12 protein-coding genes are annotated in these 14,690 nt (G+C 61.5%); 5 read left to right on the top strand and 7 right to left on the bottom strand.

Going from position 1 to position 14,690, the window contains the following annotated elements; translation table 11 throughout:
• Positions 1-69: 69 nt before the first annotated feature.
• The 3 genes from KGA83_RS14030 to pap form a co-directional block, all read right to left on the bottom strand.
• Complete coding sequence (locus KGA83_RS14030) at positions 70-1,029, bottom strand: DMT family transporter (RefSeq protein ID WP_223529929.1); 960 nt, start codon at positions 1,027-1,029, stop codon at positions 70-72.
• A gap of 262 nt (positions 1,030-1,291) precedes the next feature.
• Positions 1,292-2,476 (bottom strand): thiolase family protein, encoded by a 1,185-nt coding sequence (locus KGA83_RS14025; protein WP_223529928.1) that lies wholly within the window; start codon positions 2,474-2,476, stop codon positions 1,292-1,294.
• A 102-nt stretch (positions 2,477-2,578) separates the two neighbouring features.
• Entirely contained in the window at positions 2,579-4,102 is a 1,524-nt protein-coding gene (gene pap, locus KGA83_RS14020; RefSeq protein ID WP_223529927.1) for a polyphosphate:AMP phosphotransferase, read from the bottom strand.
• Between the two features lie 329 nt (positions 4,103-4,431).
• On the opposite strand from pap, the gene mnmC reads away from it, so the two are divergent.
• From mnmC to KGA83_RS13995, 5 genes are all read left to right on the top strand, one after another.
• Entirely contained in the window at positions 4,432-6,411 is a 1,980-nt protein-coding gene (gene mnmC / locus KGA83_RS14015) for a bifunctional tRNA (5-methylaminomethyl-2-thiouridine)(34)-methyltransferase MnmD/FAD-dependent 5-carboxymethylaminomethyl-2-thiouridine(34) oxidoreductase MnmC (protein WP_223529925.1), read from the top strand.
• A gap of 158 nt (positions 6,412-6,569) precedes the next feature.
• Complete coding sequence (locus KGA83_RS14010; RefSeq protein ID WP_115947240.1) at positions 6,570-8,342, top strand: N-acetylglutaminylglutamine amidotransferase; 1,773 nt, start codon at positions 6,570-6,572, stop codon at positions 8,340-8,342.
• A 3-nt stretch (positions 8,343-8,345) separates the two neighbouring features.
• Positions 8,346-10,094: an N-acetylglutaminylglutamine synthetase gene (gene ngg, locus KGA83_RS14005; protein WP_223529924.1), complete on the top strand. Its 1,749-nt coding sequence runs from the start codon at positions 8,346-8,348 to the stop codon at positions 10,092-10,094.
• A gap of 122 nt (positions 10,095-10,216) precedes the next feature.
• Positions 10,217-11,407 carry an osmoprotectant NAGGN system M42 family peptidase gene (locus KGA83_RS14000; RefSeq protein ID WP_115947242.1) on the top strand — a complete coding sequence of 397 codons (1,191 nt, stop codon included), beginning with the start codon at positions 10,217-10,219 and terminating at the stop codon, positions 11,405-11,407.
• A 201-nt stretch (positions 11,408-11,608) separates the two neighbouring features.
• Positions 11,609-11,836, top strand: coding sequence for a YheU family protein (locus KGA83_RS13995; RefSeq protein ID WP_008017754.1), 228 nt, complete (start codon positions 11,609-11,611; stop codon positions 11,834-11,836).
• A 5-nt stretch (positions 11,837-11,841) separates the two neighbouring features.
• Here the strand turns inward: KGA83_RS13995 and csrA are convergent, their stop codons facing one another.
• The 4 genes from csrA to KGA83_RS13975 all read right to left on the bottom strand — a co-directional run.
• Positions 11,842-12,027: a carbon storage regulator CsrA gene (gene csrA / locus KGA83_RS13990; protein ID WP_115947243.1), complete on the bottom strand. Its 186-nt coding sequence runs from the start codon at positions 12,025-12,027 to the stop codon at positions 11,842-11,844.
• 153 nt (positions 12,028-12,180) lie between these two features.
• The gene (locus KGA83_RS13985) at positions 12,181-12,513 is read right to left on the bottom strand and encodes a YnfA family protein (RefSeq protein WP_008004345.1); all 333 of its coding nucleotides are present in this window, start codon (positions 12,511-12,513) and stop codon (positions 12,181-12,183) included.
• A gap of 64 nt (positions 12,514-12,577) precedes the next feature.
• Positions 12,578-13,393, bottom strand: coding sequence for an SDR family oxidoreductase (locus KGA83_RS13980; protein ID WP_115947244.1), 816 nt, complete (start codon positions 13,391-13,393; stop codon positions 12,578-12,580).
• Positions 13,394-13,593: 200 nt separating this feature from the next.
• Positions 13,594-14,690: LTA synthase family protein (locus tag KGA83_RS13975; RefSeq protein WP_223529923.1), on the bottom strand; the 1,097-nt coding region annotated here is incomplete at its 5' end.

Here is a 14,690-nt window from a genome sequence, read left to right as displayed (position 1 = left end):
GAGCAGGCTCGCTCCCACACTGGATCTCTGTGGGAGCGAGCCTGCTCGCGAAGGGCGCGATGAAGATTTTCAGCCAACGACCATTTTGGCTTTTCTGGCCTTCAACCCGGCAATCAACGAAGGCCCCAACGCCACCAGCGCCGACCCCAGCACCACCAGCACCGCGCCGCCATATCCCAGACCATTGATCGTCTCGGCATGCACGTAGTCGGGCCACAGCCACGCAGCCATGGCAACCGCCACAAAGGTCACCAGCGGCGTGATGGCCAGCGTCGCGCTGACCCGGGAGGCTTCCCAATGGGCCAGGGCCTCGGCAAACGCGCCATAGGCAATCAGGGTGTTGAGGCAGCACGCCAGCAGCAACCAACCCTGCAACGGGTTCAATTGCAACGCTTCGAGCGGATGCACCCACGGCGTCAACAGCAGCGCGCAAAACAGGTAGATCACCATCATCACCTGCAACGAATTCCACACCGTCAGCAATTGCTTCTGCCCCAGGGCATAGAAGGTCCAGACCGTGGACGCCAACAGCACCAACAGCACGCCGGCGGTGTAGTCGGTCAGCGACGTGAGCAATTCACTCAAGCGCTGGTTGAAAAACAGCGCAAAACCGATCAGCAGCACCAGCAGGCCAATCCCCTGCCCCAGGCTGAAACGCTCCTTGAACACAAACAGACTGGCGATCAGCAGCATGATCGGCCCCATCTGCACCACCAGTTGCGCCGTGCCGGGGCTGAGCAGGTTCAGGCCCATCAGATACAGCACATAGTTACCGACCAGGCCGAGCACCGCCATCAGTACCAGCCAGCCACCGCGAGGACCGAGCACTTTGCGGCTGGGCAGACGCCTGGTGGCCGCCAGATAAATGAACAGGCAGCCGCCAGACACCAACAGGCGAAACCAGGTCACCGTCACCGGGTCCATCACCAGCAGCACTTGCTTGAGCTTGATCGGCAGGACTCCCCACAACAACGCGGTCAACAAGGCCAGGAACAGACCGTAACCCCAGCGACCCGATGAAATGTGCATGTGAACCCCAACGCCAACTGACAGGAGTCGCCATTCTAGGCCCGCAGCGGTGGCGTACACAGGCACAGTTTGGGTCTGGCCGCGAATGAAACTGTGCGGGTCGTAATGTTTGGGGGATGTTTTTGACCGCGGCGCGCCCATCGCGAGCAGGCTCGCTCCCACAGGTTTTGTGGCGTACACAACATTTGTGATCGCAGCTGAACACTGTGGGAGCGAGCCTGCTCGCGATGGCTATCTAACTGACAACGAAAAATATCGAGGCTTAACGCACCGCCTCAAACAACCCCGTAGCCCCCATCCCGCCCCCCACGCACATGGTGACGATGCCGTAACGCAGATTGCGTCGCTGCAATTCACGAACCAGATGCCCGACCTGACGCGAACCGGTCATGCCGAACGGGTGACCGATGGAAATCGAGCCACCATTGACGTTGTACCGGGCGTTGTCGATTTCCAGTCGGTTGCGGCTGTACAGGCACTGCGAGGCGAAGGCTTCGTTGAGTTCCCACAGGTCGATGTCGTCAATCCGCAAGCCTTTGGCCTTGAGCAGTTTCGGTACCGAAAACACCGGGCCGATGCCCATCTCGTCCGGTGCGCAACCGGCCACGGTAAAACCGCGGAAGGACGCTTTCGGCTTGAGCCCCAGTTCCAGCGCTTTTTCCAGACTCATTACCAGGGTCATTGACGCGCCGTCAGACAGTTGCGACGAGTTGCCGGCCGTGACCGAGCCATCTTCGGCGAACACCGGTTTCAACCCGGACAGACTTTCCAGGGTGGTGTCCGGGCGGTTGCAGTCATCACGATCAACGACACCGTCGACGATCTGCACCTGACCGGTGCTTTTGTCTTCGACGCGATACTTCACCGCCATCGGCACGATTTCATCAGAGAACAGCCCGGCGGCTTGCGCCACTGCGGTACGCTGCTGGCTTTGCAGCGCATACAGGTCCTGCTCTTCACGGCTGACGCTGTACCGACGCGCGACAATTTCAGCGGTCTGGCCCATCGGGAAGTAGATGCCCGGCACCTGCTCCTTGAGCAGCGGGTTGATCAGGTTGTCGGTGTTGACGCTCTTCATGGTCAGGCTGATGGACTCGACACCGCCAGCGACGATGATGTCGCTGCAACCCGAAGCGATCTGGTTGGCGGCAATGGCGATCGCCTGCAAGCCCGAGGAACAGAAGCGGTTGAGGGTCATGCCGGCCGTGCCGATGCCCAGGCGCGACAGCACCGCGACATTGCGACCGATATTGAAACCCTGGGCGCCTTCGTTGGAACCGGCGCCAACGATGCAGTCCTCGACGCTCGCCGGATCGATACCGGAACGCGCCAACAGTGCATCGACACAGTGTGCCGCCATGTCGTCCGGGCGGGTCATGTTGAATTTACCGCGAAAGGATTTGGCCAGGCCGGTCCGCACGCTGTCGACGATCACCACTTCACGCATGACATACCTCATTGTTGTTATCGGTTGAGAGTGGACCGAGCATAAGTCCAGCTCTTCACCGACCGCGACAATCATTCACCTCGCGTATGCGTAACCATCGCTTCAATCCTTGTCCTTACGCTTCTTGTTCTCACGCCGGTCGGATTTTTCGAAAGCCTCCTCCAGTGCGCGATTGATGGTGCGCAAGACTTTGACCCGTGCCCAGCGCTTGTCGTTGGCTTCCACCAAGGTCCATGGCGCAATCTCGGTGCTGGTACGGTCGACCATGTCGCCAACCGCCGCGCGATAATCATCCCACTTTTCACGGTTGCGCCAGTCATCGTCAGTGATCTTGAAGCGTTTGAAGGGAATCTTTTCGCGCTCCTCGAAGCGCTCCAGTTGCGTCTGTTTGTCGATGGACAGCCAGAACTTGACCACGATCACCCCGGCGTCGGTGAGCTGCTCTTCGAAATCGTTGATTTCACCATAGGCCCGCAGCCAGTCCGCCGGGCTGCAAAAACCTTCAATGCGCTCCACCAACACCCGGCCATACCAGGAGCGGTCGAACACAGTGAACTTGCCCCGGGCCGGCAGGTGCCGCCAGAAGCGCCACAGATAGGGCTGTGCCCGTTCTTCTTCGGTGGGCGCGGCAATCGGCACGATGCTGTACTGGCGCGGATCAAGCGCTGCCGCCACCCGACGGATCGCCCCGCCCTTGCCCGCCGCGTCGTTGCCCTCGAACACCGCCACCAGTGCATGGCGGCGCATGCGCTTGTCGCGCATCAACCCGGAAAACCGCGCCTGCTCGGTGATCAGCTGTTCTTCGTAATCATCCTTGTCCAGGTTCAGGGTCAGGTCCAGGCTGTCGAGCAGGTTCACTTGATCGACGCTGGGGAACACTGGCGCGGCGCTGACCTTTTCCGGGTGGATCGTCGGCCGCTGCAATGCGCCCTGCAGGCCCGCCAGCAGAATCCGCCCCACGGCCAGACTGCGATAATGCGCATCCGCCCCGGCGATCACATGCCACGGCGCATAGTCACGGCTGGTGCGCCGCAGCACCCGCTCACCATACTTCACGAACCTGTCGTAGGTTTGCGACTGCTGCCAGTCCAGCGGGCTGATGCGCCAGCTGTGCAGCGGGTCGTCGGCCAGCGCCTTGAGTCGCGCCTTCATTTGCTTCTTGGAGAGGTGAAACCAGAACTTGAAGATCAGCGCACCTTCATCGCAGAGCATCTTTTCCAGGCGCTCGGCGCCGTTGATCGCCTGGTCGAGGCGCGGATCCTTGAACTCGCCATGGACCCGCCCCTGCAGCATCTGGCTGTACCAGTTGCCGAAGAAAATCCCCATGCGCCCCTTGGCCGGCAGCATCCGCCAGTACCGCCAGGCCGGTGGCCGCACCAGCTCTTCGTCAGTTTGCTGATCGAAGGTGCGAACCTCGATCAGACGCGGATCCATCCATTCGTTGAGCACCTTGATCGTCTCGCCCTTGCCCGCACCTTCGATGCCATTGATCAAAATGATCACCGGAAAGCGGCGTTGCTGCTGCAATTCGAATTGCGCTTCGAGCAACGCTTCGCGCAGGGCCGGGACTTCGGCGTCATAGGTGTCTTTGTCGATGGCGTGACCGATTTCAGCGGATTCAAACATGAGCGGCTCCCTTCCGGATGTGAGCAAGACTAGCGGACGGACCTATTCTGCGGGAAAGAAATCCATTCATGGAGCAGATACGAAACCTGTGGCGAGGGAGCTTGCTCCCGCTCGGCTGCGAAGCAGCCGCAAACTGGCAGATCTGTTCCCAACGCAGATTTGCAAACGTTGGGACAGCTTCGCTGTCCAGCGGGAGCAAGCTCCCTCGCCACAAAAAGCCTCACCATGTCATCGATTTTCGATGACATGGTCAGTGCATGCCTTGCCACGGATCAAGCACCACGCCATCGATCGGATAGAATGACGGCCTTGCCGTTGCCGAGCCTGCCATGAAACCTGAATTGCCCCACGCCCAGCTCGACTGGGATGACCAAGGTCGTCCGTATTCGCGAGTATTCGACGACGTGTATTTCTCCGACCAGTCGGGGCTGGACGAAACCCGCTATGTGTTTATCGAGCAGAACCGCTTGGCGGAACGCTTCGCTGCCTTGCCGGAGGGCGGACGCCTGGTCATCGGTGAAACGGGGTTCGGCACCGGGCTGAATTTTCTGTGTGCCTGGCAGGTGTTCGAACAACACGCGGCGGCCGGAGCGCGGCTGCATTTTGTCAGCGTCGAAAAGTACCCGTTGAGCCCGGCCGACTTGCAACGAGCCCTGGCGCTGTGGCCGGAACTCAAGGTGTTTGCCGATCAATTGCTGACGCAGTACGTGGCGATCCATCAGGGTTTTCAGCGCCTGACGCTGGATAACGGTCGCGTGACCCTGACGCTGCTGATCGGCGATGCACTGGAGCAACTGCCTCAACTCGATGCCCGAATCGACGCCTGGTTCCTCGACGGTTTCGCTCCGGCGAAGAACCCCGACATGTGGACCGCCGAACTGTTTGCCGAACTGGCGCGCCTGGCCGCTCCCGGTGCATCCATCAGCACCTTCACCAGCACCGGTTGGGTGCGGCGCTTGCTCAACGCCGCCGGTTTCAAGATGAAACGCACCCCAGGCATCGGCCACAAATGGGAAATCCTGCGCGGCGAGTTCCTCGGCTGGCCCCAGGACGTGCCCGCCCCAGCGCCCGATAAACCCTGGTTTGCCCGCCCGGCTCCACTGACCGGCGAACGCCAGGCACTGGTGATCGGGGCCGGGCTGGCCGGTTGCGCCAGCGCCGCCAGCCTCGCCGCGCGGGGCTGGCAAGTGACATTGCTGGAGCGCCACGACGATATCGCCCAGGAAGCCTCGGGCAACCCACAGGGCGTGCTGTACCTGAAGTTATCGGCCCATGGCACGGCGCTGTCGCAAATGATCGTCAGCGGATTCGGCTACACCCGACGGCTGCTCGAACATTTGCAACGGGGTCGCGACTGGGACGATTGCGGCGTGTTGCAACTGGCCTTCGATGCCAAGGAAGCCGAACGCCAAGTGCAATTGGCCGCGGCGTTTCCAGCGGACTTGCTGCACCTGCTGGATCAACCCGAGGCACAGGCCGTGGCCGGTATCGGGTTGGCACAGGGGGGCCTGTTCTATCCCGAAGGCGGCTGGGTTCACCCACCGGCGCTGTGCCAGTGGCAGGCCGCACACCCGCGAATTCAATTGCTCACCCATCGCGATGCGCTGGAACTACGCAAGGTTGACGATCAGTGGCAAGCCTGGAACGGCGAACGCCTGCTCGCCAGCGCCCCCGTGGTGGTGCTCGCCGGCGCAGCTGAAATCCGGCGATTCCCCGAGAGTGCCGAGTTACCGCTCAAACGCATTCGCGGGCAAATCACCCGCCTGGCGCAAACCCCGCAAAGCCAGGCCCTGAGCACCGTGGTGTGTGCCGAAGGCTATGTCGCCCCTGCACGTTTGGGCGAACACACGCTGGGGGCCAGTTTCGATTTCAAGAGCGATGACCTGACGCCGACCACGGCCGAACACCTGGGCAACCTGACCATGCTCGAAGAGATTTCCCACGATCTGGTCGAGCGTCTACGGGCCGACAAACTTGCGCCTGAAAGCCTCCAGGGGCGCGCCGCTTTTCGCTGCACCAGCCCTGACTACTTGCCAATCGTCGGACCTTTGGCCGACACCCAGGCGTTCGCTCAGGCGTATGCAGCGCTGGGCAAGGATGCCCGACAAGTGCCGGACGTCGAATGCCCATGGCTTGACGGTTTGTACATCAACAGCGGCCACGGCTCGCGCGGCCTGATCACCGCGCCGCTGTCCGGGGAACTGCTGGCGGCCTGGCTGGACAACGAACCCCTGCCATTGCCCAGAAGCGTGGCCGAAGCCTGCCATCCCAACCGGTTTGCCTTGCGACGCCTGATCCGGGGCAAGTAGTCGAAGTCGCACTTACGGGGCGATTCGGCCGTGGTCTGTCACACATATAACTCATCGGTCTAAAACTCCCCTTACCGAGGAGGGTCACTTTCTGAGTACCCGCCGTTTTGGCGCGGTATCGATTGACCCTCCCCAACGGAAAAACCGGTAAGGAATTTATGTGCGGATTAGCTGGCGAGTTACGTTTTGATCATCAACCTGCAGACCTTGCAGCCGTTGAACGAATCACCCATCACCTGGCCCCTCGCGGCCCCGACGCTTGGGGTTTTCATAGCCAGGGGCCGGTTGCCCTGGGCCATCGGCGCCTGAAAATCATGGACCTGTCGGACGGCTCGGCGCAGCCGATGATCGACCCGCAACTGGGCTTGTCCCTGGCCTTCAACGGGGCGATCTACAACTTTCCGGAATTGCGCGCGGAACTGGAAAGCCTGGGTTACGCCTTCTACTCCGGTGGCGACACCGAAGTGCTGCTCAAGGGCTATCACGCCTGGGGTGAAGCCTTGCTGCCGAAACTCAACGGCATGTTTGCCTTTGCCGTTTGGGAGCGCGATGCCCAACGCCTGTTCATCGCTCGCGACCGACTCGGCGTGAAACCGCTGTACCTGTCGCGCACCGGCCAGCGCCTGCGCTTCGCCTCGGCGCTGCCGGCATTGCTCAAGGGCGGCGACATCAACCCGCTCCTCGATCCGGTGGCGCTCAATCACTATCTGAATTTCCACGCCGTGGTCCCGGCACCGCGCACCTTGCTGGCGGGCATTGAAAAATTGCCGCCGGCCACCTGGATGCGCATCGAAGCCGACGGCCGCACCGAGCAGAAAACCTGGTGGACCCTGCCCTACGGCCCTCACGCCGATGAGCAGAACCTGACCCTCGAAGACTGGCGTGACCGTGTGCTCGACAGCACCCGCGAAGCGGTAGCGATTCGTCAGCGCGCGGCGGTCGATGTCGGCGTGCTGCTGTCCGGTGGTGTCGATTCAAGCCTGCTGGTGGGCCTGTTGCGGGAAGTCGGCGTGGACAATCTGTCGACCTTCTCCATCGGCTTCCAGGATGCCGGCGGCGAACGCGGCGACGAGTTCCAGTATTCCGACCTGATCGCCCAACACTACGGCACACAGCACCATCAACTGCGCATCGACGAAAAAGAAATCATCGAACAACTGCCCGCCGCCTTCCGCGCCATGAGTGAGCCGATGGTCAGCCACGACTGCATCGCTTTCTACCTGTTGTCCCGGGAAGTGGCCAAACATTGCAAGGTGGTACAGAGCGGCCAGGGCGCCGACGAACTGTTCGCCGGTTACCACTGGTATCCGCAAGTGGACGGCGCGAGTGATCCGTATGCTGCGTACCGCGAAGCGTTTTTCGACCGCAGCTACGACGACTACGCCGCCACCGTGCAACCGAAATGGCTGACCGCGAATGACGCCGCCGGTGACTTCGTCAAAACCCATTTCGCCCAACCCGGTGCCGATGCGGCGGTGGACAAGGCCTTGCGCCTGGACAGCACGGTGATGCTGGTGGACGACCCGGTCAAACGCGTCGACAACATGACCATGGCCTGGGGCCTGGAAGCCCGCACGCCGTTTCTCGACTATCGCCTGGTGGAGCTGTCGGCACGAATTCCGGGGCGTTTCAAACTGCCGGACGGCGGCAAGCAAGTCTTGAAAGAAGCCGCGCGACAAGTGATTCCCAGTGAAGTGATCGACCGCAAGAAAGGTTACTTCCCGGTGCCGGGCCTCAAGCATTTGCAGGGCGATACGCTGGAGTGGGTGCGCGAGTTGCTGCTCGATCCCAGCCAGGATCGCGGCCTGTTCAATCCCGCGATGCTCGACCTTCTGCTGACTGACCCACAGGGACAACTGACGCCGTTGCGCGGCTCGAAGCTATGGCAACTGGCGGCCCTCAACCTGTGGCTCAGCGAACAAGGAATCTGACCGATGAAACCTCATGCCACAGCGATCAGCCAACGCCTGTTGCGCGGCCAGTCGCCCTCCTACGAACGCCTGCAGGCACGCCTGGCCGAAGACGGCAGTGCGCTCGGCGCGGCACCGATTGCCGTGCATTGCGGCTGGGGCCGCTTGCTGATCGGGCACACCTTCGCCGATGCCGCGAGCCTCGCCGGAGAGTTGCTCAACGAGCGGCCCGGCGAACGGGATATTGCCCTGTACGTCGCCGCGCCCCAACAAGTGCTGGGGCTGGTGCCGACGCAGCTGTTCCTCGACCCGTCCGATACCTTGCGCCTGTGGTTCAGCGATTACCGTCAGGCGACCCGGGTGTTTCGCGGTTTCCGCATTCGCCGCGCGCAAAGCGATGCCGACTGGCAGGCGATCAATCAGCTGTATCAGGCGCGCGGCATGCTGCCGATCGACGCCACCCTGCTCACTCCGCGTCACCTGGGCGGCCCGATGTACTGGCTGGCCGAAGACGAGGACAGCGGCGCAGTCATCGGTAGCGTCATGGGCCTCAACCACCACAAGGCCTTCAACGATCCCGAACACGGCAGCAGCCTGTGGTGCCTGGCGGTCGACCCGCACTGTGCGCGACCGGGTGTCGGAGAGGTGCTGGTGCGGCATCTGATCGAGCACTTCATGAGTCGCGGGCTCGCCTACCTCGACCTGTCCGTGCTGCACACTAACCGACAGGCGAAAAACCTTTACGCCAAGCTCGGTTTTCGCAACCTGACGACCTTCGCCATCAAGCGCAAGAACGGCATCAATCAGCCGCTGTTTCTCGGGCCCGGTCCGGAAGCCGCGTTCAACCCGTACGCGCGGATCATCGTCGAGGAAGCACATCGTCGTGGCATTGATGTGCACGTCGATGACGCCGACGCCGGGATGTTCACCCTCAGCCATGGCGGGCGCCGGGTACGCTGCCGTGAATCCCTGAGCGACCTGACCAGCGCCGTCAGCATGACCCTGTGCCAGGACAAAAGCCTGACCCACAAAGTGCTCAAGGCAGCCGGGTTGAACCTGCCGGCGCAGCAATTGGCGGGTAACGCCGATGACAATCTGGCATTCCTCGATGAACACCAGCGCGTGGTGGTCAAGCCACTGGATGGTGAACAGGGGCAAGGGGTTGCGGTGGATTTGCGCACCCTTGAGGAAGTGCAGCAAGCCATAGAAGCCGCTCGCCACTTCGACAGCCGCGTGCTGCTGGAAAGTTTCCACGAAGGCCTGGACCTGCGCATTGTGGTGATCGGTTTTGAAGTGGTCGCCGCCGCCATTCGCCGGCCGGCCGAAGTGGTCGGCGACGGCCAGCACTCCATCGGTGCATTGATCGAAGCCCAGAGCCGGCGGCGACAAGCGGCCACAGGTGGCGAAAGCAAGATCCCGCAGGACCGGGAAACCCTGCGTACCTTGCGTGCCGCCGGTTACGACTACAACAGCATTCTGCCGGCCGGTGAGCACCTGTTCGTACGACGCACGGCGAATCTTCATACAGGCGGTGTTCTTGAGGATGTAACGGCGATCCTGCATCCAACGCTGGTGGGCGCCGCCGTGCGGGCCGCGCGGGCGCTGGACATTCCCATGGTCGGCCTCGACCTGATGGTGTCCGCCGCTGACCAGCCGGAGTATGTATTTATCGAAGCCAACGAACGGGCCGGCCTGGCCAATCACGAACCGCAACCCACGGCGGAGCGGTTTGTGGATCTGTTGTTTCCGTACAGCCAGCCGGTGATCTCTTAGTGATGTGTTGCCTGGGCTGGCCCATTCGCGAGCAAGCTCGCTCCTACAGCGAATGGGCCAGCCCAGGCAACAAAAATCCCCTCATCGAAACCGTCGATGGCCTCAATACATCAGGAGTTTCCATGACCAGCAAAATCCCCGAACCGGACCTCGGTTACCTGCAGAAAGTCCTGCTGGAAATGCTCGCCATTCCCAGCCCCACCGGGTTCACCGACACCATCGTGCGCTACGTCGCCGAGCGCCTTGAAGAAATGGGCATTCCCTTCGAGCTGACCCGTCGCGGCACCATTCGCGCCACGCTCAAGGGCAAGAAGAACAGCCCCGACCGAGCCGTATCCGCCCACCTGGACACCATCGGCGCGGCGGTGCGGGCGGTGAAGGACAACGGCCGCCTGGCCCTCGCACCGCTCGGCTGCTGGTCCAGCCGCTTTGCCGAAGGCAGCCGGGTCAGCCTGTTTACCGACAACGGCGTGATTCGCGGCAGTGTCTTGCCGCTGATGGCGTCCGGGCACGCGTTCAATACTGCCGTGGATGAGATGCCGATCAGTTGGGATCACATCGAGTTGCGCCTGGATGCCTACTGCGCCACCCGTGCCGACTGCGAGTCGCTGGGCATCAGCGTCGGCGATTTCGTCGCCTTCGACCCGCTGCCGGAGTTCACCGAAACCGGCCACATCAGCGCCCGCCACCTCGACGACAAGGCCGGGGTGGCCGCGCTGCTGGCGGCGCTCAAAGCCATTGTCGACAGTGGCGAAGAGTTGATGATCGACTGCCATCCGCTGTTCACCATCACTGAGGAAACCGGCAGCGGCGCCGCGGCGGCGTTACCCTGGGACGTCAGTGAATTCGTCGGCATCGACATCGCACCGGTCGCGCCAGGCCAACACTCCAGCGAGCATGCGGTGAGCATCGCGATGCAGGATTCCGGCGGGCCGTATGACTATCACCTGTCGCGCCACCTCCTGCGCCTGGCCAGCGACAACGAATTGCCCGCCCGCCGGGACCTGTTCCGCTACTACTTCAGCGACGCCCATTCGGCGGTGACCGCCGGCCACGACATTCGCACCGCCCTGCTCGCCTTCGGCTGCGACGCCACCCACGGTTACGAACGCACCCACATCGACAGCCTCGCCGCCCTGAGCCGCCTGCTCGGTGCATACATCCTCAGCCCGCCCGTGTTTGCCAGCGATGCGCAACCGGCCAAGGGCTCACTGGACCGATTCAGCCATCAGCTTGAACATGACACCCAGATGGAAAGCGATACGCGGGTGCCTTCGGTGGACAGCCTGGTGGGGCAGCGGTCTGAGAACTGATCCGGGTTCTTCTTCACCAGGTAAACCGCCTTCGCGAGCAGGCTCGCTCTCACATTCGCCCGCATTCTTATGGAAGAACCGGGTCACCTGTAGGAGCGGGCTTGCCCGCGAAGACGCCGGACCAGACAACACATTAGCCCAAGGCTAGCCGCAACAGCCCAATCGCCGTAGCATCCCGACATTGATCCAACCGAGGTGCCTATGCTGATTCCCTACGACCAACTTCAAGTCGACACCCTCACCCGCCTGATCGAGGATTTCGTGACCCGCGACGGCACGGACAATGGTGACGACACGCCACTGGAAACCCGCGTACTGCGCGTGCGCCAAGCGCTGACCAAGGGCCAGGCGCTGATTGTCTTCGACCCGGAAAGCGAGCAATGCCAACTGATGCTCAAGCACGACGTGCCCAAGCACCTGTTTGACTGAGGCCTTCAGCGCTCCTTGGTTTTCGCCAGTTTGTTCTGGATGCGTTCGTAGATTTCCGAACGGTGCACTTTGACGTCCTGCGGCGCTTCGACACCAAAGCGAATGCTGCTTCCGTTGATCGCGAGAACACACACGGAAATGTTGTCACCGATGGAAATGGTTTCGCCCACAATGCGAGTGAGTACGAGCATGAGGAGTGTCCTTCAGGGGTTACTGGCCCTTGAAGATGCCCGGCCCGCGGTATGCCTACAATGCTCCGACAGCAAACCAGACCGGACTGACAGCCATGACGCACCAAGCTTACGGAAAGGTCTGACAATCCGGCTGATTGTAGGACCGATCTGTCAGGACGCGGAGAATCGCGGCCCGAACAGGATGATGCTCGCGCCGATCACACACAACGCCACGCCAAGCCAGTCCGAACCCAGCGGACGAATCCGCTCGACCACGGCCAACCAGCCGATTGACGCAATGATGTAGATGCCGCCGTAAGCGGCGTAGGCGCGGCCGGCGTAGGTGGCTTCGATTCGGGTCAGCAGCAGGGCGAACAGGGTCAGGCTGAGGAGCGCCGGCACCACCCACCACATGCTTTTACCCTGGCGCAGCCACATCCAGAAGGCGAAGCAACCGGCAATTTCGAACAGCGCGGCGAGAAAAAACCACAGGTAATTGAGCATGCAAGCGTCTCGCGAGGATGGCCGATGGCGGCCACCCTAACCACAGCGATGCCTGCGAGCAAGATCAGCTTGCGGATTGCCTGGCCTTGGCGCGCATTTTGTCGGCCATGACGGTCATTTCGTTGTAGAGCAGTTGCGGGTTCTTCTGCTTGAGCGCCCAGGCCATGCGGCCCTGTTCGTGGGGCAGGATCATGAACTCGCCGGCGGCGACCTGCCGGTAGATGTAGTCGGCGATGTCAGCGGCGCTGATCGGCGAGCTTTCCAGCAACTTGCCGACCTGGGCTTTCATGGCCGGGGTCGGACCGCGAAAGGAGTCCAGCAGGTTGGTCTGGAAGAACGATGGACACACCACATGCACGCCGACTTCCTGATGCGCCAGTTCGATCAACAGGCTTTCGGACAACGCCACCACGCCCGCCTTGGCCACGTTGTAGTTGCTCATCGCCGGGCCTTGCATCAACGCGGCCATGGACGCGATGTTGATGATCTTGCCTTTGCTTTTTTCCAGCAGCGGCAGGAAAGCCTTGCAGCCCTTGACCACGCCCATCAGGTTGATCGCGATCTGCCAATCCCAGTCCTCCAGGGACAACTCACTGAAGAACCCGCCAGACGCCACACCCGCGTTATTGACGATGACATCGATGCCGCCGAGTTTGACTTCGCAGGCCTGGGCGAACGCCGTCAACTGGCTGTAGTCGCGCACGTCGCAGCGCTGGATGAATCCGTCGCCACCGGCTTCGCGGACCAGCTTCAGGGTTTCCTGCAAACCGGGCTCGCTGACGTCCGACAACGCCAGTTGCCAGCCTTCACGCGCCCAGCGCAACGCGATTTCGCGACCCAGGCCAGAGCCTGCACCAGTGATCATCATGCGATTTTGCATAGCGAACAGCCTTGTTGTTCTCGGAAGATGCACCGAGTGTAGCGAAGGATATTGCCCGACCCACGCTCCATCAGATTGCTGAATGGCCCGAGCAAACCGCGGGAGCCTTTGAAGTAACCAATGCAGCAAAAAAAAGATAGAGACCCGCCAGGCAAAAAAAAGAGGCTCTTGAAGAGCCTCTTTTTCTATTGCGTCACAACTTACTGCGGCGTGCCGTGAACTACACCGGCAGTGTTGTCCAGCAGACTCTTGGTCGCGGTTTGCAGGAACGCTTCGAGCTTGAGTTTCAACTCAGCGGTACCCGGTGCATCCGCAATGATCTCGGCATGCGGTGTAGCGCCCATTTCGTACTGGTACAACTTTGGCGCCATGTCCTTTTCCTTCGGCAGTACAAGGATCCGGTCGTCGCTGAGGATGGCCGTGGTCTGCTCGTTACCCGAAGGTTTGATCACACCAAAACCCTTATCGCCTTCAGGCAGGTTGAGCAGGTCGCGGCCCCAGCATTGCTGGCGAGTTTCGCCGCCCAGGCGGCCCATGATGGTCGGCACGATGTCGATCTGGGTGCCCACGGTATGGTCACGCTGACCGAACTTCTCCTGGATGCCCGGCGCGATCATCAACATCGGCACGTTGAAGCGGCCCAGGTCCATTTCAGTGATCTGCTGTTCGTTGCCGAAACCGTGGTCACCGACGATGACGAACAGGGTTTCCTTGAAGTACGGCTCCTTGCGGGCCTTTTCAAAGAACTGGCCCAGCGCCCAGTCCGCATAACGCATGGCGGTCAAGTGCTCGTTCAGGCTGCCGCGATTGGTCACGCGCTCGACCGGTAATGGCGTCGGCAAGGCGTAAGGCGTGTGGTTGGACAGGGTTTGCAGCAAGGCGTAGAACGGTTTGCCGTTTTCCCGAGCCTTGAGCTCTTGCAGGCTGCGGTCGAACATATCCTGGTCGGACACGCCCCATGTCGGGTCGGAGAACACCGGGTTAACGAAATCGTTACGGCCGATGAAGTTGGTCATGCCCTGGTTGCTGAAGAAGCCCGACTGGTTGTCCCAGGCGAAATCGCCGTTGTAGACGTACACGTCGTCAAAGTGACGGGCACTGAGCAACTGCGGCAGGCCAGACAGTTTGTGGCTGCCTTCCGGGGTCTGCATCAGGTATTCGAAACCAGGCAGGTTCGGAAAGCAACCCATGGTGGCGAACATGCCCTGGTGGGTATGGGTACCGTTGGAGAAGAAGCGGTCGAAAAGCAGGCCTTCCTTCGACAGTTTGTCGAGGTACGGCGTGATGTTGCCCGGCC

Source organism: Pseudomonas sp. GL-R-19, assembly GCF_019956375.1.
Taxonomy (GTDB): Bacteria; Pseudomonadota; Gammaproteobacteria; order Pseudomonadales; family Pseudomonadaceae; genus Aquipseudomonas.
Note: the sequence above shows the minus strand (reverse complement) of the source record. Positions and strands in the feature narration are given on the sequence as shown.

Coding starts and splice junctions, on each gene's coding strand:
- KGA83_RS14030 (WP_223529929.1), bottom strand. CDS start 1,029: ATGCACATTTCATCGGGTCGCTGGGGTTACGGTCTGTTCCTGGCCTTG.
- KGA83_RS14025 (WP_223529928.1), bottom strand. CDS start 2,476: ATGCGTGAAGTGGTGATCGTCGACAGCGTGCGGACCGGCCTGGCCAAA.
- pap (WP_223529927.1), bottom strand. CDS start 4,102: ATGTTTGAATCCGCTGAAATCGGTCACGCCATCGACAAAGACACCTAT.
- mnmC (WP_223529925.1), top strand. CDS start 4,432: ATGAAACCTGAATTGCCCCACGCCCAGCTCGACTGGGATGACCAAGGT.
- KGA83_RS14010 (WP_115947240.1), top strand. CDS start 6,570: ATGTGCGGATTAGCTGGCGAGTTACGTTTTGATCATCAACCTGCAGAC.
- ngg (WP_223529924.1), top strand. CDS start 8,346: ATGAAACCTCATGCCACAGCGATCAGCCAACGCCTGTTGCGCGGCCAG.
- KGA83_RS14000 (WP_115947242.1), top strand. CDS start 10,217: ATGACCAGCAAAATCCCCGAACCGGACCTCGGTTACCTGCAGAAAGTC.
- KGA83_RS13995 (WP_008017754.1), top strand. CDS start 11,609: ATGCTGATTCCCTACGACCAACTTCAAGTCGACACCCTCACCCGCCTG.
- csrA (WP_115947243.1), bottom strand. CDS start 12,027: ATGCTCGTACTCACTCGCATTGTGGGCGAAACCATTTCCATCGGTGAC.
- KGA83_RS13985 (WP_008004345.1), bottom strand. CDS start 12,513: ATGCTCAATTACCTGTGGTTTTTTCTCGCCGCGCTGTTCGAAATTGCC.
- KGA83_RS13980 (WP_115947244.1), bottom strand. CDS start 13,393: ATGCAAAATCGCATGATGATCACTGGTGCAGGCTCTGGCCTGGGTCGC.